The 12985-nt window shown below is 76.3% G+C and carries 11 protein-coding genes; 7 read left to right on the forward strand and 4 right to left on the reverse strand.

What is annotated here, in order from left to right; genetic code table 11:
• Nucleotides 1–37: 37 nt before the first annotated feature.
• Together BI06_RS07670 and BI06_RS07675 are read right to left on the reverse strand one after the other, a co-directional pair.
• Complete coding sequence (locus BI06_RS07670) at nucleotides 38–3382, reverse strand: sacsin N-terminal ATP-binding-like domain-containing protein (RefSeq protein WP_082558359.1); 3345 nt, start codon at nucleotides 3380–3382, stop codon at nucleotides 38–40.
• Between the two features lie 167 nt (nucleotides 3383–3549).
• Nucleotides 3550–4434 (reverse strand): DUF3027 domain-containing protein, encoded by an 885-nt coding sequence (locus BI06_RS07675; protein WP_030393595.1) that lies wholly within the window; start codon nucleotides 4432–4434, stop codon nucleotides 3550–3552.
• A gap of 696 nt (nucleotides 4435–5130) precedes the next feature.
• On the opposite strand from BI06_RS07675, the gene BI06_RS07680 reads away from it, so the two are divergent.
• The 4 genes from BI06_RS07680 (at nucleotide 5131) to BI06_RS07695 (ending at nucleotide 8900) form a co-directional block, all read left to right on the forward strand.
• Nucleotides 5131–6459 (forward strand): MFS transporter, encoded by a 1329-nt coding sequence (locus tag BI06_RS07680; protein WP_037779782.1) that lies wholly within the window; start codon nucleotides 5131–5133, stop codon nucleotides 6457–6459.
• 126 nt (nucleotides 6460–6585) lie between these two features.
• Complete coding sequence (locus tag BI06_RS07685; RefSeq protein WP_030393597.1) at nucleotides 6586–7119, forward strand: hypothetical protein; 534 nt, start codon at nucleotides 6586–6588, stop codon at nucleotides 7117–7119.
• A 58-nt stretch (nucleotides 7120–7177) separates the two neighbouring features.
• Nucleotides 7178–8062: a futalosine hydrolase gene (locus tag BI06_RS07690; protein ID WP_107113311.1), complete on the forward strand. Its 885-nt coding sequence runs from the start codon at nucleotides 7178–7180 to the stop codon at nucleotides 8060–8062.
• Entirely contained in the window at nucleotides 8055–8900 is an 846-nt protein-coding gene (locus tag BI06_RS07695; protein WP_030393599.1) for a 1,4-dihydroxy-6-naphthoate synthase, read from the forward strand. The genes BI06_RS07690 and BI06_RS07695 overlap by 8 nt, the downstream gene beginning before the upstream one ends.
• 39 nt (nucleotides 8901–8939) lie before the next feature.
• Here BI06_RS07695 and BI06_RS55070 read toward each other — a convergent pair whose 3' ends face one another.
• Nucleotides 8940–9323: a cold-shock protein gene (locus BI06_RS55070; RefSeq protein WP_030393600.1), complete on the reverse strand. Its 384-nt coding sequence runs from the start codon at nucleotides 9321–9323 to the stop codon at nucleotides 8940–8942.
• Between the two features lie 499 nt (nucleotides 9324–9822).
• On the opposite strand from BI06_RS55070, the gene BI06_RS07705 reads away from it, so the two are divergent.
• Nucleotides 9823–10077, forward strand: coding sequence for a hypothetical protein (locus BI06_RS07705; RefSeq protein ID WP_030393601.1), 255 nt, complete (start codon nucleotides 9823–9825; stop codon nucleotides 10075–10077).
• A gap of 68 nt (nucleotides 10078–10145) precedes the next feature.
• On the opposite strand, the gene BI06_RS07710 is transcribed toward BI06_RS07705, so the two are convergent.
• A complete protein-coding gene (locus BI06_RS07710) occupies nucleotides 10146–10775 on the reverse strand; it encodes an HAD family hydrolase (protein WP_043466659.1) in 630 nt (209 codons plus the stop codon).
• A gap of 136 nt (nucleotides 10776–10911) precedes the next feature.
• Between BI06_RS07710 and BI06_RS07715 the strand changes: the two genes are divergently transcribed.
• Together BI06_RS07715 and BI06_RS07720 are read left to right on the forward strand one after the other, a co-directional pair.
• Nucleotides 10912–11940 (forward strand): iron ABC transporter permease, encoded by a 1029-nt coding sequence (locus tag BI06_RS07715; RefSeq protein WP_030393603.1) that lies wholly within the window; start codon nucleotides 10912–10914, stop codon nucleotides 11938–11940.
• The gene (locus tag BI06_RS07720) at nucleotides 11937–12983 is read left to right on the forward strand and encodes an iron chelate uptake ABC transporter family permease subunit (RefSeq protein ID WP_043466661.1); all 1047 of its coding nucleotides are present in this window, start codon (nucleotides 11937–11939) and stop codon (nucleotides 12981–12983) included. The genes BI06_RS07715 and BI06_RS07720 overlap by 4 nt, the downstream gene beginning before the upstream one ends.
• Nucleotides 12984–12985: the final 2 nt, after the last annotated feature.

The following is a 12985-nucleotide window of genomic DNA, read 5'->3' on the forward strand; positions in this document are numbered from 1 at the left end:
ACCCGCCCTCGTCGGCGGCTCCGGCTCCGGCGTCCCGTCAGCCCTCGAAGTCCCGGGCCGCGGACAGCTCGTAGGCCCGGTCCGGCTCGCTCAGCGCGGCCAGCACCTCGAACCGGCGGTGCCACTGCCCCACCGACCAGGCCAGGCCCGCGGCCAGGCCCTCCGGGGTGGCCGCGTGCAGCAGCCCGGGCACCGGCGGCAGCTCGAACTCGTCGTCCTCGTCGGCCTCCTCGGCCGACTCCGGGTCGTACGGCGCCTCCGGGGTGTCCGCCGCGCCGTCCCAACGCCAGTCGACGGCCGCCTCCTCCCCGTCCGGGCCGACCACCAGCAGCTCCTCGTGCTCCTCGTACGCCACCGGGCAGCCGGGCAGCAGTTCCCGCACCACCGCCGGCACCCGGTGCAGCGCACCCTGGGAGAGCACCCGCCCGCCGGCCACCTCGCTGGCCAGCGAGACGTGCAGCCGCTCGGCGAGGTCCGCGGCCAGCGCCGGGGCGACCGGCAGCAGCGGGTGGTCGTGCAGCAGCTCGACCAGGTCGGGGGCGTCCGCGACGACCGCCTCGGTGGCGTCCACCACCACGGTCCGGTCCGGCCGCCGCCCGGTGGCGCGGTCCATCGGCGGGACCGCCCTGACCACGTCCAGCGCCTCGATCCGGTCCGTGCCGACCCGGGCCAGCGCGCTGTGGATGCCGTGCAGCTGGCGGTGCCCGATCTCGGCGTCCGGGTCGGTCAGCCGGTCCAGCACCTCGTCCGGACCGTGCGGCTCGGCGAGCAGCGCGGCCAGCGTGGTGCGCACCCCCAGCGCGTGCAGGAACTGCTCGTCCAGGGTGGTGCGGGCCTCGTCGTAGAGGCCGCGCAGCAGCGGGTCCGCCCCGGCCGCGCGCAGCCCGGCGGGCTCGCGGCCGTCCAGCACCGGGTGGTCGCGCAGCCACCAGGCGGTGTACGGCGGCAGGTCGGCGTACGAGCCGTCCGGCAGCAGGGTGCGGACGGGGGTGACCACGGCGTCCCGGTACGGCGGGCGGGCCAGCGTGGCAAGCGCCTGCGGCCAGGCGTCGTCGTCCACCAGGTCCAGATCGCGGACGACGAGCAGCTCGGCGGCGACCGGCGGGACACCGATCGTGTCTCCGTCGTCGGCGTGCAGCGCCTCCAGCGCGTCCTCGGCCCAGTCGGCCAGTCCGTCCGGGGCCTCGTCGATCAGCCCGGTGGGGTGGCCGCCGGCCGCCCGGTCGGCGGGCGCGGTGGGGTCGAGCCGCTCCAGGTCGTCCGGGTCGAGCACCACGTCCTCGGCCCGGACCAGCGCGAACTCGGCGAGCACGCCGACCGCGGCCAGCACCTCCGGGCCCCAGCGCTCCAGCAGCTCGTCGTCCACCCAGGCGGCGTCGTCCTCGCGCGCCAGCGCGGCGAACGGGCTGTCGGGAAGCAGGAGCTCACCGGCCCGGGCGGGCTCGCCCTCGTCGTCGAGCAGGGCCAGCCGGGCCAGCCACGGGTGCTCGCCGGGGGCCGGGGCGGCGGCCCGGACGAGCGCCAGCACGGCGTCGGCGAGGTCGGTGGCGGCGTCCGGGTCGTCCTCGGCCAGCTCGTAGGAGCGCAGGACGGCGGCCCGCACCTCGGGCGTGTCCAGCACCCCGGCGGGGGTGGCCGCGCCCGCGCCCAGCTTGGCCAGCAGCGGGTGGGAGGCCTCCGGGTGGGCGAGCCGCAGGTCGAGCACCGCGAGCGCGTCGGCCAGCGCCTCCGGGTAGCCGGGGAATGCCGCCCAGTCGGCGTCGTCGGAGGGCAGCAGGACCCGGCGCGGACCGGTGACCGTCCGCCCGTCGGCGAGCGGCACCGGCAGCGCGCCGAGCGCCTCCGGATCGGCGCCGCCGAGCGCCGCGTACAGGTTGCGCCACCAGGCCGGCTCCCGGTCCAGGCCGCCCAGCTGGTCGACCACCTCGGCGAGCGGGACCCGGCGCACATTCAGCACCCGCAGCTCGGTGCGGCGTTCCAGACCGGCCGGCAGCAGGCCGGGGAAGATCGGCGCCAGCGCCTCGACCACCGAGCCGTCCGCGCCCTCCAGCAGGGTGGCGTCCCGGGGCCGCAGCGCCGGGGTGCCCTCCTCGACCGGCGCCGGGTGCGGCAGGAACGGCGTCCCGGGCAGCCGGGAGAGCACGGCGGCGCGCAGCGCGTTGTCCAGCGCGCCCCGGCCGAGCGGCCCGGGCACCAGGCCGAGCGAGCCCAGGTCGCCGCCGCGGGCACGCAGCAGCTCGGCGTAGGCGTCGGCGGCCCGCTCGGTGAGGAAGTCGGCGAGCGCGCCGGGGGCGACGTGCCGCCGGGTGGAGTCCAGCGGGTAGGAGGCGATCAGCAGCGCGGGCAGGTCCAGCGGCTCGTCGCTCGGGGTGGGCGCGTGCAGCACCGGGGCGATCGCCGGCCGCTGCGGGGCACCGCCGTCGGAGACCGGTACCGCCCAGGTCACCGTCCAGTGCGGGCGGGCGCGCTCCTCGGTGGGCCGGTCGGCGAGCAGCTCGACGTCGAGCGGTCCGGCCGCCCCGACGGTCTGCCAGACGGTGCGCCGCGGCTGCCCGTCGGCGTCGTCGGTGATGGTGACCTCGCTGATCTCCGCCCCGGCGGCCCGGCCGGACGGCGCCGGGAGGGCCGCGTCCGGACGCGGCGCGGCGGCCGAGCGGGTCAGGGTGCGGGTGCCGTCCGAGGTCTCCACCACGACCTCGGCCAGGCCGGGCAGGGTGAGCAGCAGCGCGTCGTCGATGCCGGCCAGCAGCCGGCGGGTGAGGTCCTCGGCGGCCGCGTCGCGCAGCGGCAGCACCACCACCGTGTCGTACCCGTCGGGCGCGGGGCCCTCGGCGGCGAACGGCAGCCGCAGCAGCGGCACATGGCCGTCCCGGCGGCGCAGCTCCTCGTCCAGGACGGGCTGCGCCTCGGCCAGCGACCTGGCCTCGCCGAGCGACCAGCGCACACCGCCGGCCGCGCCGAGCACGGCGGGCTCGTCGGTGACCGCGAGGACGGCGGCGAAGCCGACCCCGAACCGGCCGACGGTGCTGTCCCGGTCGCCGCGCTTGGAGGAGGCGCGCAGGGTGGAGAGCGACTCGACGGCCGCCGCGTCCAGCGGCGCACCGGTGTTCGCGGCGGCCAGCACGCCGTCGGCCAGGGTGAGCCGGAGCCGGCCCGGTCCCTGCCCGGCGCGGACGGCGGCGTCGGCGGCGTTCTGCGCCAGCTCGACGACCAGCCGGTCGCGGTAGCCGCCGAGGGCCAGCTCCTCCTCGGCGTTGGCGTCCTCCCGGAACCTGGCCGGGGAGGCGGCCCAGGCGTACAGCACCCGGCGACGCAGTTCGGCACTGCCGAAGGGGTCCGCGAGGCGCTCGTCCGTGCCGCTGCCGAGAATCCGAGGTTCCACTGGACCTGCCGCCTTCCGCCGCCCTGTTGTGCCCTACGGGGGGCATTCTTCCCTGCCGCGGGGACAGTCCCGGACACACCCCCGGAGCAGCCGGCCCGCCCGGACCGCGGCGGGGACGACGGCGGCCCGCCCCACGGGGTGGGACGGGCCGCCGGACGTGACGATCCCTAGGAGTGGCCGAGCTCCTCGGTGGGGGCGTCGGGCTCGACCGAGCCGGAGAGCCGGTCGGGGTGCAGCGTCAGCGGCTCGACCACCAGCTCGTCCAGGATCAGCGCGGCCGGCGCCGGCGGGGCCGGGATGACGGCCGCCTCGGAGTGCCCGCCGCAGCCGTAGGCGAAGGAGACGATCTGGCCGTCGGCCGGACCGAACTCGTTGCCGCAGACCCCGAAGGCCTGGCCCAGCGAGCCGCCGATGGGGATCAGGAAGCCGCAGGTGACACAGCCGGCCGGGGCGGACTGCGCCATCGGCGTCTGCGCGCCGTGGGCCTTCTCCCAGCGGTCGGCGGCCAGGTGCAGGCCGAGCCGGGACAGCACCCGGCTGCGGCCCATGCCCAGCTCGTCGGCGACGGCGCGGATCTGGGCCCGGACCGGGGCCGGCTGGACGGCCGGGTCGTCGCTGACCAGCACGTCCTCCTGGGCGGCCTGGGCCAGCGCGGAGTTCGGCGCGGGCTCGTCCTCGCCGCTCCAGCCCGGCTCCAGCCGCACGTCGTCGGCGTCGGTGGGGAGCAGGTCGCCAGGGCCCATGTCGCCCGGGCGCAGCCGCTCGCTCCACGGCACCCACTGCGGGGCCAGCACGGCGTCGGGGCCCGGCAGCAGGACGACCTCGTCCAGCGTCACGTTCTTGGCCCTCGGTGCGCGCGCCACCGTGACCGCCCAGTGCCAGCCGCGGTAGGCCGCGTCCAGGCACTCGAAGGTGTGGGTCACGACACGGTCGGTCTCGGCCTGGACACCCAGGTGCCCCCCGACGGTCTCGGCACCGACAGCGTCCTCGGCGGCCTGACGGGCGAGTTCGACGGCCTCGGCACAGAGCCGATCAGGGGTACGGCTTCGCATCGCTGCACTCACGGCGTCGATTCTCTCCCATTTCTTCTGTCGCCCACGGCGAGTTGCCTTTTCCGTCGCGGCTCGGATTCCCTCGTCCATTCTGCGCGACTGCGGCCTGCCGCGGATACCGGCCGCGCCGCTGGTCCGGTCCGCCGGCGCCGGTCGGGCACTCGGGCGGACTCTGGGCAGGCTACCCGCCGGTCGGCCACCGGGCACAGTCCGGGGCGTTCCGGAGTGGATCCGGGGCGTCCGGGACGGGAACGGCGGCCCCCGCTCGCGCGGCGCGGAGCGGAATCCCGCGTCGTCCTCCCGATTCTGGGGCAGGATGGGCATGTGGCGGACGAGAAACCGTCGCAGCACGCACTGCACGCCTCGCAGGCCGGCAGCCCCGACGAAGCGAACGCCGTGCCGCGACAGCAGTCTCCGGTCCACGCCGCGGGGGAACCGCGGTCGGTGGACCCCTCCTCACTGCCCGCCGCAGAGTCGGCCGGCGCCCCTGCGGACGGACCGGACGGCCCTGCCCCGGCCCCGGTGGGGACGGCGGCGGGCGGCGGCCAGGACCCGCCGGACGACCGGGACGGGCCGGACGGGCACGACGAACAGGACGACGGCGACGGCGAGGAGCAGCGCCGGCACTTCCTGGTCCGCACCGCCTCCGCCGCCGGATCCCGGACCGGCAAGGTGGTGCACGGCACCGGCCGCCGGATCCGCCGGGCCACCGCCGCCGAGGGCGCCGGCGAGTCCGGCCTGGCCAAGCTGATCGAGCTGCACGCCCTGAACGCGTTCGGGGACATGCTCATCACCGTGGCGCTCGCCTCCACGATCTTCTTCTCGGTACCGACCGGCGAGGCCCGCGGCCGGGTGGCGCTCTACCTCCTCGTCACCATGGCGCCGTTCGCCCTGCTGGCCCCGGTGATCGGCCCGCTGCTGGACCGGCTGCCGCACGGCCGCCGGGCCGCCATGGCGATGTCGATGCTGGCCCGCGCGGTGCTCGCCTGGACCATGGCCGGCGTGGTGACCGGCGGCGGGTTGGCGCTCTACCCGGAGGCGCTCGGCGTCCTGGTCGCGTCCAAGGCGTACGGGGTGGTGCGCAGCGTCGTGGTGCCCCGGCTGCTGCCCAGCCGGCTGTCGCTGGTGAAGGCGAACTCCCGGGTCACCCTGGCCGGGCTGCTGGCCACCATGGTCGCGGCCGGGGTCGGCGGGCTGCTGCACCTCATCGGTCCCGGCTGGCCGCTGCGCGGCGCCTTCCTGGTCTTCGTGGCCGGCACCCTGATGGCCTTCCACCTGCCGCACACGGTGGACTCGGCCAAGGGCGAGCAGCGGGCCGTGCTGCACGCCGAGGAGCACCCGCCGGGCCACCACGGCGTCCTGCACGGCCGGAACGCCCCCGCGCCGGAGCCCCCGCCGGAGCCGGCCGCGGGGCAGCGGCCCAAGGCCTCGCTGCGCACCGTCGGGCCCTCGGTGATCCTGGCCCTGCGGGCGATGGCGGCGATGCGCTGGCTGGTCGGCTTCCTGGTGATGTTCCTGGCGTTCCTGCTCCGCGAGGAGCCGATCGGCGGCCTGCAGCCGACCCTGGCGCTCGGGCTGGTGGCGCTGGCCGCGGGGACGGGCAACGCGATCGGTTCGGCGCTCGGGTCGTGGCTGCGGCCCCGCAGCCCGGAGATGACGGTCACCGCGATGCTGCTGCTGGCCGGCTGCGCCACCGCCGCCGCCGCGCTCTGGTACAGCACCGTCACCGTGGTGACGGTGGCCGCGGCGGCCGGGATGGCGGCCTCGCTGGGCAAGCTGTCGCTGGACGCGCTGATCCAGCGGGACGTGCCCGAGTCGGTGCGGACCTCGGCCTTCGCCCGCTCGGAGACCCTGCTCCAGATGTCCTGGGTGGCGGGCGGCGCGGTCGGCATCCTGCTGCCGCTGAACGGCGCGCTGGGTCTCTCGGTGGCCGCCGCCGTAGTCGGCGCGGTGCTGCTGTGGACGTTCCGCTCGCTCCTGCGGGTGGGTGTGCGCCACCGGCCCGCCGCGCCCCGGGTGGCGTGAGCGGCCGCCGCGCCGGCCCGCGCCCGGGGCGACGTCCGGGGCGACGTCCGGGGCGACGTCCGGGGACAACACGCGGTTGCCGACCCCCGCGTAGCGTGATCGCGAAAGCCCGGTAGCCTCTGACGCATGAGCCTCAGCACCCGCGTCATCGCCGGCCTCGGCGCCGTCGTCGTCATCGCCGCCGGCACGGTCGGCGGGTCCATTGCCTTCGCGTCCAGCCAGCACGAGATCAGCGACCACCGCGTCACGCTGGTCGTCGGCAACTCCTCGACGGTCAAGGACCCCTTCTGCTTCAACGAGGGCAAGCCGCTGACCGAGCAGCAGCAGGAGGAGTGCCAGGACAAGGCCGGCAAGGCTCTGGACGAGGGCACCCTCCCCAAGTCCGACGTCACCATGAGCGACCGGATCGGCGTCGGCGTGAGCCCCGACGTGGCCGACCGCGGCTGGTGGGCCAACACCAACGGCGGCCAGCAGGCGCAGGGCGGCCGGTTCATCCTGGCCACCGCGGCCAAGGACGCCACCTACTCGGGCTCGGTGCCGGCCAGCAAGGCGCTCAACTCCTCCGGCAAGACCCTGGTCACCGTGGTCGAGAGCGACCCGAAGCAGCCGGACGCGATCTACGGCGTGTGGTACTTCCAGCTGAACACCCAGGACAGCTGACGGTCGACCGGTGACGGTACGACTTCCCGACGAGCAGTCGGGCCCCGCGCGGGCCCGGCTGCTCGTCGTCGTCGCGGTGCCGGCCGAGGCCGAGGCCGTGCTGCGCGGCCTCGGCGGCACGGCCCGGCGGGTGCCGCTGCCCGGGGGCGCGCTGGACCGGGTCGCGCACCCCTCCGGCGCGACGGTGGACGTGCTGGCCGGCGGGGTCGGCCCGGGCGCCGCGGCGGCCGCCGCCGCCACCGCGCTCACGGCGCTCTCCGCACCCGCCGGTGACCGGTACGAACTGGTGGTCTCCGCCGGGATCGCCGGCGGCTTCGCCCCTGGGGCGCCGGTCGGCACCACCGTGGTCGCCGACGCGATCGTCGCCGCCGACCTGGGCGCCGAGACCCCGGAAGGCTTCGCCGACGTCACCGAGCTGGGCTTCGGGACCGTCCGGCACACCCCGGCGCCGGCCACCGTGGCGCTGGTCGCCGAGGCGCTGCGGGCCGCCGGGGTGGACACCCTGGCCACCGGCGCCGTGCTGACCGTCTCCACCGTGACCGGCAGCGCCGGGCGCGCCGCCGCCCTGACCGCCCGCCACCCGGACGCGGTGGCCGAGGCGATGGAGGGCTTCGGGGTCGCCGAGGCCGCCGCCCGGCACGGGGTGCCGGCGTTCGAGCTGCGCACCGTCTCCAACCCGGTGGGCCCGCGCGACCGGTCCGCCTGGCGGATCGGCGAGGCCCTCGGCGCGCTGGAGCGGGCCTTCGCCGCCCTGCCCTGGCCGGCCCTGCCGGTCCTGCCGGCCCTGGACCCGCAGACCCCGCCGATTGCCCAGCCCCCGCAGACCCCGCAGACCCCGTCGGACCCGGTGGCGACCGGGCCGCGGGCCGCCGGGCAACCGCAGTCCCACCGGGCCGACCCGCCCGGACCGCGCCGAGCGCCGAAGGAGGCCGGCCGTGGCTGAACGGCTGAGCGTCGCCTACTCACCCTGCCCCAACGACACCTTCGTCTTCCACGCCTGGTCGCACGGCCTGGTCCCGGGCGCGGACGCCCCCGAGGTCACCTTCGCCGACATCGACGTCACCAACGGCCTGGCCGAGCGCGGCGAGCTGGACGTCCTCAAGGTCAGCTACGCCGCCCTGCCCTGGGTGCTGGACGAGTACACCCTGCTGCCCTGCGGCGGTGCGCTCGGTCGCGGCTGCGGCCCGCTGGTGCTCACCCGCCCGGACAGCGGGGACGACCTGAGCGGGAAGACCGTCGCCGTCCCCTCCGAGCGGTCCACCGCCTACCTGCTGTTCCGGCTGTGGGCGGCGAAGGCGGTACCGGGCGGCCTGGGCCGGATCGTGGTGCTGCCGTTCCACGAGATCATGCCCGCCGTGCGGGACGGCCGGGTGGACGCCGGCCTGGTCATCCACGAGGCCCGGTTCACCTACCGGAACTACGGTCTGCGCAGCCTGGCCGACATGGGCGAGGCCTGGGAGCGGGAGACCGGCCTGCCGATCCCGCTCGGCGCCATCATCGCCCGGCGCTCGCTCGGCGCGGAGCGGCTGCGCGCGCTCACCGAGGCGATCCGCGCCTCCGTCCGACAGGCCTGGGACGACCCGGAGGCCAGCCGCCGGTACGTGCTGGAGCACGCCCAGGAGATGGACCCGGACGTCGCCGACCAGCACATCGCGCTCTATGTCAACGAGTTCACCGCGGAGCTCGGCGAGGAGGGGCACGCGGCCGTCCGCGCGCTGCTCACCCGGGCCGCCGCGGAGGGCCTGGTCCCCCCGCTCGGCCCGGGTGCGCTGGACTTCTGAGCCGCCGCCCGCCCGACCGTCGCCGGTCGGGCGGGTGACTCATACGTCGAACTGCTCGGCCACCGCGCGCAGCAGGACGGCGAGCTTCTGCCCGGCCGGCTTGGCGGGGTAGCGGCCGTGCTGGAGCCCCGGCAGTACCGCGTCCATCATCGTGATGAGGTCCTGGACCAGCGCCGCCATGTCGTCCGGGCTCTTGCGCTGGGCGGCGGCCACCGAGGGCAGCGCCTCCAGCAGCTGGACCTGCATCGCCTGGTCGCCGCGGTGCCCGGCGACCACGCCGAACTCGACCCGCTGCCCCGGCTTGAGCGACGTGATTCCGGCGGGCAGCGCCTTGGTGTGGACGAAGACATCGCCGCCGTCGTCGCGCGACAGGAAGCCGAAGCCCTTCGTCTCGTTGAACCACTTGACCTGGCCGGTGGGCATCTCGAACAGTCCTCGATGTGGGTATGAGGGATCCCGGCCCTGGCCGGGGATCACTGGGTGGGAGAGCGGGCCGACCCGGGGGACGCGCCCTGCGGGGCGCGCACGATCAGCACACTGTAAGGAGCAGACTAACGGTCCGTCACTGTCTCATCCGCGTTCCGCGAAAGTTCCGTACGGAGCCCCGACGGCCACGCGCGACCCGGAATCGGCATGACCCGGGCGCGACTCGACGCTGTCCACTGGCTCACACCTCCGGTCGGAGAGAACGGGGCGCACTGATCGCACCCCTCGGCACAGCCTGCATACCCCCGCCCAGCAGGGATCAAAACTCCCAGCGCCCGGAAAACTGCGCAACGTGACGGGACCGCTCGCCCGCGAAGCGCTTCCGGGGCCGCCCCGGCGGTACCGCGGCGGCCCGCGTCCCGGGCGACTCTGCGAGACTGGGACGGCCGCCGGACCCGCCGCCGCGGCCGAACCCCGCCGCAGAGGAGCAAGCCCCGTGAGCAGCGCGAGCAGCGTCGGCAGCCAGAGCGCCGACCGAGGCGACGTCTACGTCAAGGCCGGCACGATCGTCTTCGGCATCGGCGCGCTCGCCACCCTGGTGACCTTCGTGCCGCTGTTCCTGCACCTGACGCCGCTGCCGTCGGCCGCGTACTGGCTGAGCATGCTGATGCCGCTCGGCTTCCTGCTCGCCCTGACCGGTCTGCTGCTCTCCGCGCGCGCCCAGCGGCGCCGGGTCCGCGCCGACGCCTGACGGCGCCGCCGCACGGGGTCGGCACGGGGCACCGGATCGGGGCACCGGCTCGGGCGCCGACACTGGCCTCAGCGGGCGGCCAGGTGCCCGTCGAGCCAGGCCGGGAAGGCCGTGAGGTCGGACAGCACCACGTCCGCGCCGGCCGCCAGCAGCTCCTCGGCGCCGTACGGGCCGGTCGCCACGCCCACCGCCACCGCGTCCGCGTGCTTGGCGCCCCGGATGTCGCCGAGGTGGTCGCCGACGTAGACGGTGGCGCCGTGCTCGCGCAGGGCCACGCCCTTGGTCTCCGCCCACAGGTCGCCGACCAGCGCGTCCGCGCGCAGTCCCGCGTGCTCCAGGTGGAGCCGGGCGTTCGGCTCGTACTTGCCGGTGATGACCGCGACCCGGCCGCCGTGCGCGCGGACCGCGTCCAGGGCGGCGTGCGCGCCCGGCAGGGCGACCGTCGGCGCGAAGGCGTGGTCCCGGTAGAGGGTGCGGTAGCGGTGGGCGACCGCGTCCAGATCCTCCGCCGGGAACCAGTTGCGCAGCTCGTCCAGGAGCGGCGGCCCGAGCCGGGTGACCACCAGGTCGGCGTCGATGGCGGTGCCGGTCTCGGCGGACAGCGCCAGATAGGTGGCCCGGATCCCGGGCCGGGTGTCGAGCAGCGTCATGTCGAGGTCGAAACCCACGGTCAGCGGGACGTCCGAGGTCACAGGCATGCCGTCAGGCTATCCAACCGGCCCGGCCGGCCCGACGCCCGGCCGCGGCCTCGGCCTCGGCCTCGGCGGGCGGGGGGATTTGCCCCGGCTTCGACGCGGAACTTAGGTTTGCCTGAGCTATCTGCGAGAGAGAGCCATGACCGACACCACCGCACCCGGAAGAGCCCGGCTGCTGCGCCGCCGAATACTGTGGCTCGCCGCCGCGCTGGCCCTGCTGGCCGGTGCGGTGCTGCTGAGCCTGGCGGTCGGCAGCCGCACCGTCCCGTTCGGCGACACCGTCGACGCCCTGCTGCACGGCGGGGACAGCACCAACGCCGTGGTGATCCGCGAGCTGCGGCTGCCACGCACCGTCGTCGGCCTCGCGGTCGGCGCGGCGCTCGGCCTGGCCGGCACCGTCATGCAGGGCATCACCCGCAACCCGATCGCCGACCCCGGCATCCTCGGCGTCAGCCAGGGCGCGGCGGCCGGCGTGGTGGTGGCGATCTCCGTGTTCGGGGTCTCCACGCTCACCGGGTACGTCTGGTTCGGCTTCGCCGGCGCGGTGCTCGCCACCGTCCTGGTGTACGGGCTCGCCGGACGCGGCCGGGGCGGTACCTCGCCGGTCAAGCTGGCGCTGGCCGGCGCGGCGATCTCCGCGTTCATCGCCTCCCTCAACACCCTGGTGCTCACCACCGACGCGGCCGCGATGGACCAGTTCCGGTTCTGGCACGTCGGCTCGCTCTCCGGGCGGGACGCGGACGTCGCCCGGCAGCTGCTGCCGTTCCTGGCCGTCGGCACGGTGCTGGTCCTGTCGGTGGCGCGCGGGCTGGACGCGCTGGCGCTCGGCGACGACACCGCCAAGGGCCTCGGCGCGCGGACCGGACCGGTCCGCGCGGTCGGCGCACTCGGAGCCACCGTGCTGACCGGGTCGGCGGTCGCGGCGGCCGGGCCGGTCGCCTTCGTCGGTCTGGCCGTGCCGCACGCCGCGCGCGCGGTGGCCGGGGCGGACCACCGCTGGGTGCTGGCCCTCTCGGCCGTGCTCGGCCCCGCGCTGCTGCTGCTCGCCGACACGCTCGGCCGGGTGCTGTTCCCGCCCTCCGAGGTGCCGGCCGGGGTGATGACCGCCCTGGTCGGCGTCCCGGTGCTGGTCGCGCTGGTCCGGCGGCGGAAGGTGGTGGCCGCATGAGCACCGTCGCCCTGCGCGGCTACACCGTGCTGCGGGCCGGACCGGCCTCCTTCCTGCTGCACCGGCGCTCGGCCCTCGCCGCGCTCGGCCTGCTGCTCGCGCTGGCCGCCACCGTCGTCGCCTCGCTCTGCCTGGGCGAGTCCACCGTGGCGCCCGGCGAGGTGCTGAAGGTGGTGCTCGGACAGCCGAGCCCGCACGAGCTGGTGGTGGGCGAGTTCCGGCTGCCCCGGGTGGTGGTCGGCCTGCTGGCCGGCACCGCGCTCGGACTGGCCGGGGCACTGATCCAGACCGTCGCCCGCAATCCGCTGGCCAGCCCGGACGTGGTCGGTGTCTCCTGGGGCGCCACCGCCACCGTGGTCGGCCTGCTGGCCTACGGCGTGGTCGACTCCACCGGCCAGGTGCCGTACGCGGCCGTCGCGGGCGGGCTGGCGGCCGGACTGCTGGTGTACCTGCTGGCCTGGCGGCGCGGGCTGCACGCCCAGCGCTTCGTGCTGATCGGCATCGGTGTCTCGGTCGCGCTCTCCTCCCTGACCTCGGTGTTCCTGACCAAGGGGGACGGCTTCCAGGCGCAGGCCGCCAAGGTGTGGATGACCGGCAGCCTGAACGGCTCCGGGTACGACCAGGCCGGCTGGCTGGCCTGGGTGCTGCTGGCCGCCGTGCCGGTGGCGCTGTGGGCGGCGCGGGCCCAGCGCTCGATCTCCTTCGACGACGCCACCGCCGTCGGCCTGGGGCTGCGGCTGGACCGGATCCGGCTCGGCATGGCCCTGCTCGGCGTGGTGCTCGCCTCCTGCGCGGCGGGCGCCGCCGGACCGGTGGACTTCGTGGCGCTGATGGCCCCGCAGATCGCCGTGCGGCTGGCCCGGTCGGCCCAGATCCCGCTGTTCTGCTCGGCACTGACCGGCGCGCTGGTCGTGGTGCTCGCCGACCTGCTGGCCCGCCGGCTGCTGGCGCCCGTCGAGCTGCCGGTCGGTGTGGTGACCGGGCTGGTCGGCGCGCCGTACCTGATGTGGCTGCTGATCCGCTCCCGCCGTGGAGGTTCCTGAGC

Origin of the sequence: Kitasatospora sp. MBT66 (assembly GCF_000710405.2) — a bacterium.
In the GTDB taxonomy this organism is placed as follows: domain Bacteria; phylum Actinomycetota; class Actinomycetes; order Streptomycetales; family Streptomycetaceae; genus Kitasatospora; species Kitasatospora purpeofusca.